At 68.6% G+C, this 16,199-nt stretch carries 15 protein-coding genes and 1 pseudogene; 5 read left to right on the forward strand and 11 right to left on the reverse strand.

The window, feature by feature from the left end:
* Positions 1 to 376 precede the first annotated feature (376 nt).
* The 4 genes and pseudogenes from ACT1U9_RS12360 to ACT1U9_RS12375 form a co-directional block, all read right to left on the reverse strand.
* Entirely contained in the window at positions 377 to 787 is a 411-nt protein-coding gene (locus ACT1U9_RS12360) for a contact-dependent growth inhibition system immunity protein (RefSeq protein ID WP_444538369.1), read from the reverse strand.
* 19 nt (positions 788 to 806) lie between these two features.
* Positions 807 to 1,511 (reverse strand): annotated as a pseudogene (locus tag ACT1U9_RS12365) (polymorphic toxin type 28 domain-containing protein); the annotation flags it as partial.
* Positions 1,512 to 2,724: 1,213 nt separating this feature from the next.
* Complete coding sequence (locus ACT1U9_RS12370) at positions 2,725 to 3,000, reverse strand: DUF397 domain-containing protein (RefSeq protein WP_444538370.1); 276 nt, start codon at positions 2,998 to 3,000, stop codon at positions 2,725 to 2,727.
* Entirely contained in the window at positions 2,997 to 3,851 is an 855-nt protein-coding gene (locus ACT1U9_RS12375; RefSeq protein WP_444538371.1) for a helix-turn-helix domain-containing protein, read from the reverse strand. Before ACT1U9_RS12375 ends, ACT1U9_RS12370 begins: the two co-directional genes overlap by 4 nt.
* Positions 3,852 to 3,984: 133 nt before the next feature.
* On the opposite strand from ACT1U9_RS12375, the gene ACT1U9_RS12380 reads away from it, so the two are divergent.
* From ACT1U9_RS12380 to ACT1U9_RS12400, 5 genes are all read left to right on the forward strand, one after another.
* Positions 3,985 to 4,434, forward strand: coding sequence for an ATP-binding protein (locus ACT1U9_RS12380; RefSeq protein ID WP_444538372.1), 450 nt, complete (start codon positions 3,985 to 3,987; stop codon positions 4,432 to 4,434).
* A 227-nt stretch (positions 4,435 to 4,661) separates the two neighbouring features.
* A complete protein-coding gene (locus ACT1U9_RS12385; protein WP_444538373.1) occupies positions 4,662 to 5,546 on the forward strand; it encodes a hypothetical protein in 885 nt (294 codons plus the stop codon).
* 126 nt (positions 5,547 to 5,672) lie between these two features.
* Positions 5,673 to 5,939, forward strand: a complete 267-nt coding sequence (locus ACT1U9_RS12390) for a hypothetical protein (protein ID WP_444538374.1) — start codon at positions 5,673 to 5,675, stop codon at positions 5,937 to 5,939.
* Between the two features lie 452 nt (positions 5,940 to 6,391).
* Complete coding sequence (locus ACT1U9_RS12395; protein WP_444538375.1) at positions 6,392 to 7,228, forward strand: helix-turn-helix domain-containing protein; 837 nt, start codon at positions 6,392 to 6,394, stop codon at positions 7,226 to 7,228.
* A gap of 408 nt (positions 7,229 to 7,636) precedes the next feature.
* Positions 7,637 to 9,742: a PIG-L family deacetylase gene (locus ACT1U9_RS12400; protein WP_444538376.1), complete on the forward strand. Its 2,106-nt coding sequence runs from the start codon at positions 7,637 to 7,639 to the stop codon at positions 9,740 to 9,742.
* Positions 9,743 to 9,851: 109 nt separating this feature from the next.
* Here the strand turns inward: ACT1U9_RS12400 and tuf are convergent, their stop codons facing one another.
* From tuf to ACT1U9_RS12435, 7 genes are all read right to left on the reverse strand, one after another.
* Complete coding sequence (gene tuf, locus ACT1U9_RS12405) at positions 9,852 to 11,045, reverse strand: elongation factor Tu (RefSeq protein ID WP_444538377.1); 1,194 nt, start codon at positions 11,043 to 11,045, stop codon at positions 9,852 to 9,854.
* A 162-nt stretch (positions 11,046 to 11,207) separates the two neighbouring features.
* Positions 11,208 to 13,334 (reverse strand): elongation factor G, encoded by a 2,127-nt coding sequence (gene fusA, locus ACT1U9_RS12410; protein WP_444538378.1) that lies wholly within the window; start codon positions 13,332 to 13,334, stop codon positions 11,208 to 11,210.
* 39 nt (positions 13,335 to 13,373) lie between these two features.
* Positions 13,374 to 13,844, reverse strand: a complete 471-nt coding sequence (gene rpsG, locus ACT1U9_RS12415) for a 30S ribosomal protein S7 (protein ID WP_101389595.1) — start codon at positions 13,842 to 13,844, stop codon at positions 13,374 to 13,376.
* Between the two features lie 2 nt (positions 13,845 to 13,846).
* Positions 13,847 to 14,218 (reverse strand): 30S ribosomal protein S12, encoded by a 372-nt coding sequence (gene rpsL, locus ACT1U9_RS12420; protein WP_007265893.1) that lies wholly within the window; start codon positions 14,216 to 14,218, stop codon positions 13,847 to 13,849.
* A 271-nt stretch (positions 14,219 to 14,489) separates the two neighbouring features.
* Positions 14,490 to 15,110 carry a hypothetical protein gene (locus ACT1U9_RS12425; protein WP_444538379.1) on the reverse strand — a complete coding sequence of 207 codons (621 nt, stop codon included), beginning with the start codon at positions 15,108 to 15,110 and terminating at the stop codon, positions 14,490 to 14,492.
* Positions 15,111 to 15,268: 158 nt separating this feature from the next.
* Entirely contained in the window at positions 15,269 to 15,694 is a 426-nt protein-coding gene (locus tag ACT1U9_RS12430; RefSeq protein ID WP_444538380.1) for a helix-turn-helix domain-containing protein, read from the reverse strand.
* Between the two features lie 187 nt (positions 15,695 to 15,881).
* The gene (locus tag ACT1U9_RS12435; RefSeq protein ID WP_444538381.1) at positions 15,882 to 16,163 is read right to left on the reverse strand and encodes a hypothetical protein; all 282 of its coding nucleotides are present in this window, start codon (positions 16,161 to 16,163) and stop codon (positions 15,882 to 15,884) included.
* Positions 16,164 to 16,199 lie beyond the last annotated feature (36 nt).

Below are 16,199 nucleotides of genomic sequence, written 5' to 3' on the forward strand. Positions count from 1 at the left end.
CGCTGACACTTCCCGGAAGATTCCCGTACGTCCGCTCCAGCGCCACCGCACGACGAAGCCGTACGACAGATGGGGCGACGAGTACTGTGGGACTCGCTTCCGGTCCTCCCGGCGGGAGGCGCGCAGCATCGGCACTCAACCGAGCAACCCCGACAGTCTGCCATACGGGGCGGCGGCCTGGCCAATCGAGCCGAGGATCGTACCCCACGTCACAGGGCCGGATGCACGGGGCTCGTCCTCGGCGGGTCGGGATCACGGGCGCCGTCACCCACCTGCGGCCCGGCGCGGGCCGGGCGCACGTCCTGGCACGGGATGCGGACCGAGACGCGGCTGCCGGGGTGCGGACCAGGATGCACCCTTGAGCGAGCCGCGCCCGTCACTTCGGCGCGGAGGCGAGGAAGGCATCCGCTTCCGGCTGAAGATACGAAGACAGGTCGGTCAGTACAGCCAGGATTTCCCTCAGCTCGCGCGCCGACTCAGGCATGGCCTCCCAAAGCGACGACTTCCGCGTCAGCACCGACCACAACAGATCGTCGTCATAGAACCCGCCGGCCGCCTGGTTGGGTGCGGTTTCACGCAGGATCCCGAGAGCCAAGGGCATAAGCCAAGGAAGCCCGACGTCCTGAGTGATCAGACGGCTGAGCTCTTCCACCTCCAGAGATCCGATCGGTCGGCGCCTGAGGCGGTGCACCGCCTTGACGAGACCGGTGGAATCCTCCAGAGGATCCGGCCACCGACTGCCCTCCAGTTCCTCCAGTGACCTGTTCCGGTCGATTTCCTTGCTCACGGATATCCCTCTCCGATCGTCATCTATGACCGATGGAATGGAGAAATCCATTCAAGCGGTCAAGTATCTGGGTGGTTTCCTTGTGCTTGCTCACGAGAACTTCCAGACCGCGCCAGGTCATCCCGTCGGACGGTCTCCTCATCTCGTCCTCCAGCGCCCGCCGCACACTGTCGAGGCCATTCCTTGCCTGAGTGAGGTCGGCTATGTGATCGAACGGGGTGCCGTCCGCCTTCCGGGCCACCACTTCGCCGTGCGATTCGCGTCGAGCCGCGTCGTAGTGGTTGTGGTTGGGCTCGGAGTTGATATCACCCACCGGGTCTTTCTTTATGTTTTCAAGCTTCCTGATCGCCTTCATGGCGCCCTCGCCCAGCCCCAGCTCACGGCAGGGGCTGAGACCCCAGGGGTCCGACCAGGTATGCGGGTTATGGACGTACGAGGTCGGGTTCGGGCTGGGCGACAGTCCCAGTGGGTCGCTGGACAGGTACTGAGCACTACTGGGGTCGTAATACCGGAAATAGTTGTAATGCAGCCCCGTCTCCGGGTCGAAGTAATGACCCGGGAACCGGAGTGGGGTATAGGTCGTCGCGGATGACGTCCACGTCGTCGTGCCCCATAGCGTCGACCTCGTGCGCCACGCGATCTCGCCCCGCTCGTCGATCAGCTCGCTCGGTGTGCCCACCAGGTCCGTGACGATGGTGAAGAATCGCTCGTCGATCGCCTCCTGGGAGGGCTCACCGACGCGTTCCGTCTGGGCCATCGGCCGCAGGCCGTCGTGGTCCCAGGTCAGCGTGACCGGGGTCGGCGTCCCTGACCCCGTCGTGGTCTGTTCGCACAGGGTCGACCCGTCCCAGGTGAAGAGCACCCGCTCCCCCGACGCCGACTCCTTCGCGACACGGCGGCCCAGCGGGTCGTACCGGTAGCGCCAGACCACCCCGTCGGGCGTCGTCACCGACGTCAGGCGGTCCTCGGCGTCCCAGGCGTACCGCCAGACGTCCGGCTTGCGGGACAGGCGGGTGCGTCGGCGCAGGATCACCCGGCCCTGTGCGTCGTGCTCGTAGCGGACACCCCCGGCCCGCGTGATACGGGTGCCCGCGTACTCACGCGGTCCCCTCGCCTCCGCCCCCGGATGCGTCGCGGGCCAGGCCGCCTCCGTCTGGTTGCCCGCCGCGTCGTACGCGTACCGCTCGGTCCAGTCGTGGGTGTGGACCGCCGTCACCCGGCCGACCCCGTCCAGGTCGAAGCGGCGCGGGCCGGACAACTGGTCGTCGACCGCGACCAGGTTGCCGTCGGGCCGGTAGGTGTACGCCCGGTGCTGGACCCGGCGGCCCCCCGCGCCCGTCACCGACTGCCCAGTGAGTCGGCCCAGGTCGTCGTACACGTGCGAGACGCCGACCTCACCGACCGCCCGGCTCAGCTCCCGCCCCACTCCGTCGTACGTGAAGGACAGCCTCCGCCCCGACGTCGTCAGGTCTGCCCTACGCCCCGCCGCGTCGTAGCTCCATGCGCTCGCCGCGCCTCCCGGCGTCGTACGGCCGACCCGCCGTCCCAGCTCGTCGTACGAGAACGACAGCCTCCGGCCGTTCACCGTCTCGGCCCTCAGCCGCCCCGCCCGGTCCCGCAGCCACGTCACCGTCGCGTCCGGGTTGGCCGCGAGGGCGAGGCGGTCGGAGAGGTCGTACTCGTAGGTCGTGACGGCGCCGGCCGCGTCCTTGCGGACGACCTGGCCCAGTGCGTTCCGCTCGTATCGGATCGTCTCGCCGAGGCCGTTCGTACGGGCCGACAGGTCACCGGCCGCGTCGTACGAATACGCCAGCACCCGCCCGTCGAAGTCCGTCTCGGACACCACCCGCCCGGCCGTGTCGTACGCGTAACTCCACGTCAGGCCCTGTGGGTTGGCGACCCCGACCAGCCGCAGTTCCGTGCATGAGTACCCCTACTCAGACGTGCGCGTGCGCGTACGCGATGAAGTCGCCCCATGCCTGCGGGGTGAAGCCGAGGCGAGGGCCTTCGATGTTCTTGGAGTCGCGGACGTGCACGAGGTCGGGGGTGGCGGCGATCTCGACGCAGTCCTCGCCGTTACTGCTGTCGCTGTAGCTGCTCTTGCGCCACTCCAGCGCGACCTCGACGCAGTCGTCACCTTCGCTACTGCTGCTGTAGCTGCTCTTGAACCACACCAGCTCGACCACGTCACCTGCTGAGGGCTTACGGATCATGTCTCTCCCAGCGCTTGCTCGATGAAGGCCCGTGACTCCTCCGGTGTCAGAGCCCGGGCCCGGATGATGCCATACCGCAGTTCGAGAACCCGGAGGTACCTCGGGTCGGAGACCGGACGGCCACCGAACTCACCGTCGGTACGGCCCACAGCCGAACCGTCCCCGAACTTGAGCACCTGGATTCGCCCAACAGTTCCCGGGTGGTCCGCCCGAGATGTCGGCATCACCTGAAACTCGACGTACGGCAACTCGGCGACCTCCAACAGGTGTTCGAGCTGGCGGCGCAGCACCATTGTTCCCCCGATGGGGCGGGTCAATGTCACCTCCTCCTGCACAAAGCTGAGTTCAGGCGCGGGGGACCTGCCATAGATGGACTTTCGAGCCATCCGCGCGGACAGCAGCCGCTCCAGATCATCCGGTGAGTACGTGGGCCGCCAAGTCCCCAGCAGCGCCCGCGCGTACTCCTCCGTCTGCAACAACCCATGCAGATTGTGGTTGCTGTAGAGCTGAAGCTCGACCGCCCGGGCCTCCAGCTTCGCCAGTTCCCGGACCTTCTTCGGGTAGCGGGCCTTCTCCACGTCCTTCTTCATGGCCGATACGAGGCCGTCCGCGCCCAGCACCTCGTCCACCTTGTCCAGGAACTCCGGGCGCGGAATGCGCACCCCGCGTTCCACCTTGCGGATCAGGTCCTCGCCGTATCCGATCGCCTCCCCGAACTCCGGCACCCGCATCCCGGCCGCCTCACGCCGGAGTTTGACCTGGCGCCCCACCGCCTCCACCACCGGCGCGATCTCGTCCCCGGGTTCCACGTCCCAGCCGGCCTCGTCCGCACCCTCGCCGTCCGCACCCATCCCGACCACCGCCTCCGCCGTGCCGTCGTACTCGCCGTACAGACAAGACAGAGCGGGACAACAACCGGACAGTCACCGTACGCACCGACTCCGTCACTGTTCACCGTAGGCGCATCCGGCCACGCTCAGTGACGTGAACCAGGAATCCACCCAACTCCCGGCCCCTGCCCGCCACTTCAGCGTTCTGCTGTCCCCCACGCCGCGCGGCGCGCGGCTCGCGCGCCTGCTCGCCGCCGAGTGGCTGCGGACCTGGGAACTGCCGTACGGGACCGCCGGGGACGCGGCGCACATCGTGGCCGAACTCGCCGCCAACGCGGCCACGCACGGCCGCCTCGCCGGGCGGGACTTCCTCCTCGCCCTGCGGGTCGACGGCGGCGTACTCCGTATCGAGGTCACGGACACACGCGGTGACGAACTCCCACGCCCGCAAGCGCCGTCCACCGACTCCGCGTCGGGGCGCGGCCTGCTCCTGGTCGAGGCGCTGGCCACGCGCTGGGGCGTCACCCCCGGCCCGGTCCCCCGCAAAACGGTGTGGGCAGAACTCGGCGTCCCACCCGCCGAGCTCCCTCACTCACACGGGTGAACATCACCGGTTCGACGGCACCCCATGCCCCAACTGCGCGACGAAGCCGCCCGGGGCTCGGCGTCCACGAGAGATCGCCTGCCGCCAGGCTCACCACTCCAGGTGAACTTCACCAACTCGGCCTCTATCGAGCCGTGTTGTGCTCCTACGCTCATGGGAGATCTCTTCCGGCATGTGCCGATGGCAATACCGCTTCCCTCTGCCACCTCACCCTCGCAGGAACCCACATGGTCAGCTCGCCCCACGAGGCGATGCACCGCATCTTCCAGGACCACCCGGGGCTGTTCTCGCGTGTCTCCGAGGTGCTCGGCATCGATTTCACCCCGCCCACCTCGGTCACCGTCCTTCCGACCGACCTCACCGAGCCCCGCCCGCTCGAACGCCGCCTGGACACGTTGCTACGGCTGGAGACGGAGGGCGACGAGCCGCTTCTCCTCGCCGTCGAGGCCCAGGGCAAGAAGGACCCGGACAAGCCCGCAAGCTGGGCGTACTACGCCTCGTACCTGCTCACGAAGTACCGGCTGCAGCCGATGCTGCTGATCGTCTGCCAGGACCGCGCCACCGCCGAATGGGCGGCGCGACCAGTCGTCTTCGGCCCTCGCCAGTGGCCCCTGCTCACCCTGCGCCCGCTCGTCGCGGGACCGCACAACGTGCCTGTGATCACCGATCCGGCCGAGGCCCGCAAGGACCTCGCGCTCGCCACGCTGTCCACGATCACCCACGTCACGAACCCGGACATCGGGACCATACTCAAATCAATGACGACCGTTCTGCGGGACACACCGTCGAACATCGCCGACCCGATCATCGAACTCATCGCACAGGGCCTGGGCAAGTACCCAGCCGCAGAACTATGGAGGAAACTGGTGGCCGTGGACCTCTCTTTCTACAAGTCGCCCCTTTCCCAGGAACTCCGCGCCGAGGGACGAGCCGAAGGGCAGGCCGCAAGTCGGTCTGAGGACATCCTGTTCATCTTGGAGCGGCGCGGCATCGACGTCCCCGACGAGGCGCGGGAACACATCACCACCTGCGACGACCTAGACCTCCTGCGTCACTGGCTCGACCGAGCCCTCACCGCGTCCTCCACCGACGAGGTCTTCGCGGATGAGTAGCCCCGGCACGCCGACACACAGCGCCGGGGCGGGTTCGGTCAGCTCAGACCCGCCCCCGCTTCGACCGAGCTTCTCGCACAGGGCCTCTCCGATGTGCCGACCGCTTCGAAACTGTGGAGGGACCTGGTGATCAAGGATCTTTCGTTCTTCTCGTCGCCGATCTCGGAGGAGATCCGCGCCGAGGCCCGTGCCGAGGGCCGTGCCGAGGGCCGCGCCCAAGGCATCGCCGAGAGCCGCGCCGAGGACATCCTGCACGTCCTGGACCACCGCGGCGTCGATGTCCCCGACGAGGCCCGCGAGCGCATCGCCACCTGCGGCGACCTCGACGCCCTCAGCCGCTGGTTCGACCGCGCGATCACTGCCACGACCGCCGAAGAGATCTTCGCGCAGTAGTAGCCGCAGACCACGCGACCGGCGAAGGCCGGGACTCCCCTTCGCGGGAGCCCCGGCCTTCGCGATCTTCGGCCTGCGGTTCCGGGTGCCACCCGCCGAACTGCCCCTCACCGAGTCGTGACAGCCACGACCCGGTCGTCCGCGATACGGCCGTCCGCGACGCGGCGCCCCACGACATCAAAGGCTTTCCATCCCGGAGGGGAAACACCCTTCCCAACCCCTCCAACCTCCCGTCACTCACACGAGTGACCTGCCCCAACTGGGCTGGATTTCTGGGCAGTTGGGTGGCATATGCTCGCCGCGACAACGCAGCAGCGCAACAGCTGACGCGACAACTCCAGACATGCGTCGGCCCCCGGCCGGGACTCGCAATCCCGATCGAGGGCCTGACCACCGAGGAAGAAGGACGCTTCCCGATGGCTTTCCAGCACCCTAGCGCGCCTTCGCGCGCCATGTCCCCGATTCCCGACGGCACCGCCCGATCTGGTGTCGTCCACGTCAACATCCGGCATACCAGCCGCTACACCGTCGTCGGCAACCACCTCGCCCAGCACCGCGGACTCTCCCTCACCGCGATCGGGCTCGCCCTCCACATCCAGTCGCTGCCCACCGGAGCCCGCGTCGGCATCAAGACGCTCGCGGAGCGCTTCCCGGAGAGCGAGACCCGTATCGCCGCCGCTCTGCGCGAGTTAGAGGCGTACGGCTATCTGGAGCGGACCCGCGAGCGGCTGCCCAGCGGGCGGATCGTCACGCGGACGGTCTCGTACAACCAGCCGGGAGCCGAGCCGGAGGCCCGGCCCGCAGCCCGGCCGGGAGGTGCCTCCCCTCCTGTCCGAGCCACCCCAGCACCCGCGCCGCCGCCGGCACCGCGCGCGGAGCCCGCACCACCGCCACCCGCACCGCTCCCCCACCCCGACACCCCGGACACCCAACACCACCACGCCGCCGCCGACTTACTCTCCGACCTGCGCCGCCACGACCCCCGGCTCCTGCTCGCCGAACGGGACGTCTGCCGTCTCACACCCGGCGTCGCGGCCTGGCTGGAACGCGGGGCCGAGCCCGATGCCGTACGCCGCGCCCTGACGGCGAACCTCCCGGAACCCCTGCGCCACCCGGCTGCCCTGCTCGCCCACCGCCTGGCCGTACTGCTGCCGCCACCCCTCCCCGTGGCCCCGACGGCCGCCCGGACGGATCCGCTCCAGAACTGCGAAGGCTGCGACCTCGCCTTCCGTGCTCCTGCCCCCGGCCGCTGCCGTGGCTGCCGAACCGACCTGACGGAGGCCGCTTAGCGTGAATAAGACGAAGGAAGGCATCGTCCACGACATGTACGGCGAGGACGTGACCATCGCCGACTGGACGATCTCGACGGACGGCCTCCCCCGGTACGCGTAGTCCGTCGCCGGAGTGGCCCCGCCGGAGTGGCCCGCCGCCCCGCAGACAAAGAGAAAGTGGCCACGAAGAAAACTCCGTTCAAAACGAAATGGGCCACAATTCAAACCGCCCCATAATCGAATTACTTCGAGCAACCGGCGACCCTTTCCATCCGTCTAGTTCGGCGACCAAAGAGCCGAAGAATTGGACGGGAACGGGGAACGTACGTGTTCGGAGGAAGCTTCGGAGGAAGCAGGGAAAGCCGGGCCGCCGGAGCAGGCAAGGCCGGTGGGGCGGGTCGGCGGCTTCGGCCGGGTCGGCGTGCCGTGCTCGGCACCGCTGCCGCCGCCGGGGTCGCCGCCGCCGTCGGGTCGTGTTCCGTGCCCGCCTCTCAGCGGCACCGGGACGACAGCCCCACCGCCGCGCCCGGGCAGCCCGTCGCGGCCGGGCTGCGGGCCGTGTTGATGCAGATCGTGGCGCATCCCGACGACGACCTGTACTTCATGAACCCCGACACCCAGCACGCCCTCGACGGCGGCGCCAGGATCGTCAGCGTGTACCTCACCGGCGGCGAGGCCAACGGGGACAACCGGGTCGTCAGCGATCCCTCGACCATGCACTTCGACAAGGCCGCCTACTCCTCCGCCCGGCACCAAGGACTTCGGCAGGCCTATGCCGCGCTGCTCGGGCTGCCGCTCTTCACGCCCTGGCAGAAGGACATCCTCAAGCTGCGCGGCGGGCACACCGCCGAGGTCAACACCCTCGTCCACAACGGCCGTCACGTCGAGCTCGTCTTCCTCAACACCGCCATGCACACCCTGCGCGGCGGCCGCATGGGGTTGCCCAGTCTCTGGGAGGACCGGGCCCTCACCCTGCCCGTCGTCATCGCCACGGGGTCGCCGGTCACCGCCGCCACCCCGTACACGTACGACGAACTCGTCGAGGTCGTCGCCGGGCTGCTCGACACGTACGCGCCCACGCTCGTCCAGACCCTCGACCCGGATCCGGACATCCAGCACAGCACCGAGAAGACGCGGCAGCACGACAGCGAGCAGCCCGGCTACGCCGACCACGCCGACCACACCGCCGCCGCCTCCTTCGCCTGGGCCGGGATGGTGCGGTATGTCTCCCAGGCCACCCAGCAGCGCAAGCCGATCCCCGGATTCGCCGTTACCTCGTATCGCGCTTACTACAACCGGCACTGGCCCAAGAACCTCCCCCCGGACGTCCTTGCCGAGAAGGCCGCCCATCTGGTCCCCTACGGCGGCGCCCCGGACTGGAAGTGCGGCAATCCCGGTGGCTGCGGGGACTACAACGTCGGCGGGAAGCGGCCCCTCACCAACTGGAAGGGGTGGGTCCGCTCGACCCACTACCGCTTCCCCGGGCCCCGGCCCGTCGTCGGCAACGAGCCCGACGGACGCCTCGCCGCGTACGGCGTGCTCGGGCTCCGGGCCGTACGGTGGCGCGAGACCGCGCCCGGCAGCGGACGGTTCGGCGCGCCCGACGACCTCGGCGGCGGGCCGCTCGCGCCTGTACTCGGCGGCGCCGCCCTCAAGGACGGGCGCCAGCTGCTGTTCGGGCTGCGGTTCTCCTCCGTCGCCGGGCGCGCCGGGGCCAACACCCGTGAGGTCGTACTGCTCGAACAGGCCACGCCCGGTGGGAAGTTCACCGCCTGGCGCGGGCTCGGCAACCCCGAACGCGGTGATGATCGCGGGCGCCGCATCGGCTCCCCCGTCGCCGTCACCGCCCCCGACGGCCGCGTCCATCTCTTCCTGCGCAACGCCGACAAGGGTGTCAGCACGCGGATACGCGAAATAAGTGGCTCATGGGGGCCGTGGGTCGATCTCGGGGGGCAGATCGTTCAGGACGGGCTCGGTACCGCCGTCGACTCCGACGGACGCGTCCATCTCTTCGCGCCCGGCTACGACTTCGTCCACCACTGGGCCCAGGACGCTCCCGGGCAGCCCCTCGCGTATGTGAAGAGCGGGCCCCGGCTCCCGCTGGCCGTCGACGCGCCCGCCGCCGTCGGGCTGCCGGACGGCAACGGCATACAGCTGCTCTACCGCACCCTCACCGACCCCCGTAAGACCAAGGGCAAGGGGCTCGCCCCGGCCGACCCCAAGCTCGTCTCCATACGCGCGGACGGGAGCTCGCCCGACACGAACAGCCCGAAGTTCGACGGATACGGGCCCGTCGGCGCGCTCCACTCCCCCAAGGACGGCCTCGTCGTGCTCGGCAAGGACGCCAAGGGGCGGGTCCAGGCGCTGGTCGGGGACGGGCGCCGGACCCGTCCCCCGGGCGTGGTGCCCGTCGACGCGCCGACCCTCCACCTCACCGCACGCGGCCCGGTCGCCGTCGGGCTCGGTGTGGACGGGACGCCCTGGGTGTGGGCGCTGGGGACCGGCGGGACCTCTGTGCACGCCGCCGGATGAACACGTAAGACAGCGCCGGATGGACGCGTAGAACAGCGAAGGGCCCCGCACCTCTCGGTGCGGGGCCCTTCTTGGTGCTCAGCTGTGAGCCACCAGGTCAGAACACGAATTACTTCGTGATCTTGACGACCTGGCCGGCGCCCACGGTCCGGCCACCCTCACGGATGGCGAACTTCAGGCCCTCCTCCATGGCGACCGGCTGGATCAGCGCGACCGTCATGGCGGTGTTGTCGCCCGGCATGACCATCTCGGTGCCCTCGGGGAGGGTAACGACGCCGGTCACGTCCGTGGTACGGAAGTAGAACTGCGGGCGGTAGTTGTTGAAGAACGGCGTGTGACGGCCACCCTCGTCCTTGGACAGGATGTACGCCTGGGCCTCGAACTCGGTGTGCGGCGTGACCGAACCGGGCTTGATGATGACCTGGCCGCGCTCGACGTCCTCGCGCTTGATGCCACGGAGGAGCAGACCGACGTTCTCACCGGCCTGGCCCTCGTCGAGCAGCTTGCGGAACATCTCGATGCCGGTGACCGTGGTGGTGGTCTTCTCGGTCTTGATGCCGATGATGTCGACGGTCTCGTTGACCTTGAGGACACCACGCTCGATACGACCGGTGACGACGGTGCCACGACCGGTGATCGTGAAGACGTCCTCGATCGGCATCAGGAACGGCTTGTCGACGTCACGCTCGGGCTGCGGGATCGACTCGTCGACGGCGGCCATCAGGTTCAGGACCGACTGGCCCCACTCCTTGTCGCCCTCGAGCGCCTTGAGCGCCGAGACCTTGACGACCGGCAGGTCGTCGCCCGGGAACTCGTACTCGGAGAGGAGCTCACGGACCTCGAGCTCGACGAGCTCCAGGATCTCCTCGTCGTCCACCATGTCGGCCTTGTTCAGGGCGACGACGATGTACGGAACGCCGACCTGGCGGGCCAGGAGCACGTGCTCCTTGGTCTGCGGCATCGGGCCGTCGGTGGCGGCGACCACGAGGATGGCGCCGTCCATCTGCGCGGCACCCGTGATCATGTTCTTGATGTAGTCGGCGTGACCCGGGCAGTCGACGTGCGCGTAGTGACGCGACTCCGTCTGGTACTCGACGTGCGCGATCGAGATCGTGATACCGCGCTGGCGCTCCTCGGGAGCCTTGTCGATCTGGTCGAAGGCCGAGGCCTCGTTCAGGTCCGGGTACGCGTCGTGCAGCACCTTGGTAATGGCGGCCGTGAGGGTCGTCTTACCGTGGTCAATGTGACCGATGGTGCCGATGTTGACGTGCGGCTTAGTCCGCTCGAACTTTGCCTTCGCCACTGAGTCCTCCTGCGGAGTGGTTCTGTACGCCTTGCTTCATCGGCGCCAGGTGATCTTTGCTGGGATGCCGGGTCCGGGGGCATTCGCCGCAATACTCTCGCATTGCGGCGAATGCCCCGCCGGACTCCGGTGACAAGCCTAAAGCGGGTGAACTCCGAAGAGTTACTCGCCCTTGGCCTTCGCGATGATCTCCTCGGCGACGTTCCGCGGAACCTCGGCGTAGGAGTCGAACTGCATCGAGTAGCTTGCGCGACCCGAGGTCTTGCTGCGGAGGTCTCCGACGTAGCCGAACATCTCCGAGAGGGGCACGAGGCCCTTCACGACGCGGGCGCCGCTGCGCTCCTCCATGGCCTGGATCTGGCCACGGCGGGAGTTGATGTCGCCGATGACCTCACCCATGTAGTCCTCGGGCGTGGTGACCTCGACGGACATCATGGGCTCAAGGAGCACCGGGGAGGCCTTGCGCGCGGCCTCCTTGAACGCCTGCGAACCGGCGATCTTGAACGCGAGCTCGGAGGAGTCGACCTCGTGGTAGCCACCGTCGAGAAGGATGACGCGGACGCCAGTCATCTCGTAGCCGGCCAGGATGCCGAACTGCATGGCCTCCTGGGCACCCGCGTCCACCGACGGGATGTACTCCCGGGGGATGCGGCCACCGGTGACCTTGTTCACGAACTCGTACGACGCCTCGCCGCCCTCGATGGGCTCGATCGCGATCTGCACCTTGGCGAACTGACCGGTACCACCGGTCTGCTTCTTGTGGGTGTAGTCGTGACGCTCGACGGCCTTGCGGATCGTCTCGCGGTACGCGACCTGCGGCTTGCCGACGTTCGCCTCGACCTTGAACTCGCGACGCATACGGTCGACGAGGACGTCGAGGTGAAGCTCGCCCATACCACCGATGATGGTCTGGCCGGTCTCCTCGTCCGAGTGAACCTGGAAGGAGGGGTCCTCCTCCGCGAGACGCTGGATGGCGACACCCAGCTTCTCCTGGTCACCCTTGGACTTGGGCTCGATGGCGACCTGGATGACCGGGGCCGGGAAGTCCATGGACTCCAGGATCACCGGGTTCTTCTCGTCGCACAGCGTCTCACCGGTGGTGGTCTGCTTCAGGCCCATGACGGCGACGATGTCGCCGGCGCCCACCGCGTCGATCTCCTCACGCTTGTTCGCGTGCATACGGTAGATCTTGCCGATGCGCTCCTTCTTGCCCTTGACGGAGTTCAGCACCGAGGTGCCGGCCTCCAGGCGACCGGAGTAGATCCGGATGAAGGTGAGCTTGCCGAGGTGCGGGTCGCTCGCGATCTTGAACGCGAGGGCCGACAGCGGCTCGTCGTCCGACGGCTTGCGCTTCACGACGGTCTCGGCGTCCTTGACGTCGTGGCCCTCGATGGCCTCGACGTCCAGGGGCGAGGGCAGGTAGCGCACGACCGCGTCGAGCAGGGGCTGAACGCCCTTGTTCTTGAACGCGGTGCCGCAGAAGACGGGGGTCACCGTGGTGTCCCCGCCCTTGCCGGACGCGATGGTGATACGACGGACCGCGGCGTACAGCTGCTCCTCGGTGGGCTCGACGCCCTCGAGGAAGAGCTCCATGATCTCTTCGTCGTTCTCCGCGACGGTCTCGACCAGCTTGCCGCGCCACTCTTCAGCGGCCTCGGTGTGCGTGTCGGGGATGTCGACGACGTCGTACATCTCGCCCTTGGTCGCTTCCGCGGACCAGACCAGGGCCTTCATGCGGACCAGGTCCACAACGCCCTTGAAGTCGGCCTCGGCACCGATCGGCAGCTGCATGACGATCGGGGTGGCGCCGAGGCGGTCCACGATCATGTCGACACAGCGGTGGAACTCGGCGCCGGTGCGGTCGAGCTTGTTGACGAAGCAGATGCGCGGCACGCCGTAACGGTCGGCCTGACGCCAGACCGTCTCGGACTGCGGCTCCACACCCGCGACACCGTCGAACACGGTGACGGCACCGTCGAGGACGCGGAGCGAACGCTCCACCTCGACCGTGAAGTCCACGTGACCCGGGGTGTCGATGATGTTGATGGTGTGGTCGACGTCCTCGAGCGGCCAGTGGCAGGTCGTCGCGGCGGACGTGATGGTGATGCCGCGCTCCTGCTCCTGCTCCATCCAGTCCATCGTGGCAGCGCCGTCGTGGACCTCACCGATCTTGTAAGACACACCGGTGTAGAACAGGATGCGCTCGGTGGTGGTCGTCTTGCCCGCGTCGATGTGGGCCATGATGCCGATGTTGCGCACCTTGGCCAGGTCAAGCGAAGTGGTAGCCATATCGGCTCAGTCTTCTCTCGGTCTCGATGTGGGTTGCGACTACCAGCGGTAGTGCGCGAAGGCCTTGTTGGACTCGGCCATCTTGTGCGTGTCCTCACGCTTCTTGACGGCCGCACCGAGGCCGTTCGAAGCGTCGAGAAGCTCGTTCATCAGGCGCTCGGTCATGGTCTTCTCGCGGCGGGCGCGGGAGTAACCCACGAGCCAGCGGAGGGCCAGGGTCGACTGACGACCCGGCTTGACCTCGACCGGAACCTGGTAGGTCGCGCCACCGACACGGCGGGACTTGACCTCAAGCGACGGCTTGACGTTCTCCAGCGCGCGCTTCAGCGTGATGACCGGGTCGTTGCCCGTCTTCTCGCGGAGGCCTTCCATGGCGCCGTAGACGATGCGCTCGGCGGTGGAGCGCTTGCCGTCCAGCAGGATCTTGTTGATCAGCGACGTGACAAGAGGAGACTGGTAGACCGGGTCGATGATGACCGGGCGCTTCGGGGCGGGGCCCTTACGAGGCATTCTTACTTCTCCTTCTTGGCGCCGTAGCGGCTGCGGGCCTGCTTGCGGTTCTTGACAGCCTGCGTGTCAAGCGCACCGCGGATGATCTTGTAACGAACACCCGGCAGGTCCTTCACACGGCCACCACGCACGAGCACGATCGAGTGCTCCTGCAGGTTGTGACCCTCACCCGGAATGTAGGCCGTGACCTCGATGCCGGAGGTCAGACGCACACGCGCGACCTTCCGCAGCGCCGAGTTCGGCTTCTTCGGGGTGGTGGTGAAAACACGCGTGCAGACGCCGCGGCGCTGGGGCGAAGCCTCAAGCGCGGGCGTCTTCGTCTTCTCGACCTTGTCCTGCCGGCCCTTCCGGACCAGCTGCTGGATCGTAGGCACTACTTCTCCGGTTTCTGTGTGCCGTTGGTGAAACTAACCTGGAACGTCGCCGACCCACGCGGTCGGGTGTGTCGAATACTGCAAGCTCTCGCCGAGGGCACGGAGAAAGCGCAGATTGCGGTGGCCGTTGACGAGCTCGTCCTGCGGACGTAGGCACGCAGGGGAGCCCAGGCACACCCCAGGCACAAGGTCTGAGCGTACCTACCTCATCGACTTGGGTCAAAACAAATACCCACACGCGGGACACCCCGAGGGACCGGTGAGACGCGTCTCACCCGGGCCCCTCCTCCGGCGGCTCCGCGCCCCCCTTGCCCCGCTCCCGCCTGGGCGCGGCCAGCCGGGGGATGGTGGGCACCTTGGAGTGCGGACTCTTGCGTACGAGACCGGGGCGCCCGGGGTCGCGCTCGGGCGCGGCGCCGGGCTCCGGAGCACGCCCCTGTTCGACTGCGGCGCCGCCGGGTATCCCGTCGTCGGCCTGCGAGGTACGGGGCTCGGCCTGCTGCGGGAGGTCGCGGCGCAGCGGGATGACCTCGCCCTGCCCTGCGCGGCGGCCCGCCCGGCGTAAGGAACGCGCCCGTGCGGCCGAGGCCGTCTCGTCGAGGGCGCGCTGGTACTGGGCCGCCGCGTCCCGCCAGCCGGCCGCGTACGCGCGCAGCTCGCGGTTCTCCACCTCGGCACGTAACAGGACGACCAGCTCCTCGGCGGAGTGGCGTTCCAGGTGGGCCCCGAGGGCGGCGAGGAGCCCCGGCAGGTCGTCCGGGGGCGGTGGCAGCCCGGCGGGCCTGTCGGGCTCCTCGGGAGGCTCGTAAGGCCGCGGGAGGTCCTCGGGATCGCGGCCCGCACGCCCGGCCCGGTCGCCGCTGGGCCGGGAGATCCCGTCGCTCTCAGCCATGCACGGCTCTCTCTCGCGTCCCCATCGCTGCCAGGCCGTGTCAGCTTACGACTGTGTGCGACCGCGGAGGGGTCACGACTGCGGTTCCGGGTCACCTACAGGGGCGCGGGGAACCGCGCGACCAGCCCAAGACGGCCCGCAGCCGAACAACAAGGCGCCTACCGCGACTCCACGGACCCCCGCGTCGCCGCATCCGGCAGGAACTGCCCCGCGACCTTGATGAACATCGCCCGCTGCTCAGGCGGCACGCCGAGCCCCACCGCGGCCTCCTCCAGAGTGAGCTGCCAGGACGGGGCCGAGGGCCCACGCAGGGCCGGGAGCGGAAGGTCCTCCTCCGTCAGCCGTCCGGAACGGATCAGCATCTCCCGTACAGGCACCTCAAGCACATGCGCGAGGCGCCGCGTCGTCTCCAGGTCCGGCATGCTCTGGCGCTGCAGCAGTCGGGTGACGGCGGCCCGGTGGACCCCGGCCTCGTCGGCGAGGCGCGACCTGCCGCCACCGCGCGGGCTGTCGATGTCGAAGCCGCGCCGACGGATCAGCTCTTCGACCCAGGTCGCGAACCGGTCCAGCTCGCTGGTGGTCATCGTGATCGCCTCCCTCCGAAGCAAGGACCAGACTATCGCGCTTGCGCGCAAGGAATTAATGGCCCGTCCGGCCACCGGTGTAAGGATTTTGTGGCGGGATTCCGGGGCTTGTCGCGCTCATCCCTGTTTGCGTGCACGCTCGCAAGGTCACAGCGTGCGCCCCCGCAACACCCGGGGCCCGTACACCTTACCCAGGGGTAACCTCCCCGTCACCCCCGCGCACCGGCATCCGCACCACCCGTCCGCCGCCCTCCGCGCCGCCGGCGGCGCACGCCATCGCCTCCCGCCAGCCGCTGCTGAACCCGCGCGCCTCCCCGTCGATCGCGATCCGCGCGCCCACCTTCGCCACGACCGCCCCGAGGGTGCGACCGACATCGGCGGTGTACGCCCCGGACTCCCCCGCCTCGGCGGCCACCTCCACCGCGGCCACCACCACCTCCACCAGCCGCTCCTGGGCGCTCATCACCATGGGCCGCAACCGCCTTTCGAATATGCGTTCGACAAG

This window comes from Streptomyces sp. BR1 (genome assembly GCF_052373795.1).
Classification (GTDB): Bacteria; Actinomycetota; Actinomycetes; order Streptomycetales; family Streptomycetaceae; genus Streptomyces.

Coding starts and splice junctions, on each gene's coding strand:
- ACT1U9_RS12395 (WP_444538375.1), top strand. CDS start 6,392: ATGTCCCCGATTCCCGACGGCACCGCCCGATCTGGTGTCGTCCACGTC.
- ACT1U9_RS12370 (WP_444538370.1), bottom strand. CDS start 3,000: ATGATCCGTAAGCCCTCAGCAGGTGACGTGGTCGAGCTGGTGTGGTTC.
- rpsG (WP_101389595.1), bottom strand. CDS start 13,844: ATGCCTCGTAAGGGCCCCGCCCCGAAGCGCCCGGTCATCATCGACCCG.
- ACT1U9_RS12375 (WP_444538371.1), bottom strand. CDS start 3,851: ATGGGTGCGGACGGCGAGGGTGCGGACGAGGCCGGCTGGGACGTGGAA.
- ACT1U9_RS12435 (WP_444538381.1), bottom strand. CDS start 16,163: ATGGTGATGAGCGCCCAGGAGCGGCTGGTGGAGGTGGTGGTGGCCGCG.
- ACT1U9_RS12425 (WP_444538379.1), bottom strand. CDS start 15,110: ATGGCTGAGAGCGACGGGATCTCCCGGCCCAGCGGCGACCGGGCCGGG.
- ACT1U9_RS12385 (WP_444538373.1), top strand. CDS start 4,662: ATGGTCAGCTCGCCCCACGAGGCGATGCACCGCATCTTCCAGGACCAC.
- ACT1U9_RS12430 (WP_444538380.1), bottom strand. CDS start 15,694: ATGACCACCAGCGAGCTGGACCGGTTCGCGACCTGGGTCGAAGAGCTG.
- fusA (WP_444538378.1), bottom strand. CDS start 13,334: ATGGCTACCACTTCGCTTGACCTGGCCAAGGTGCGCAACATCGGCATC.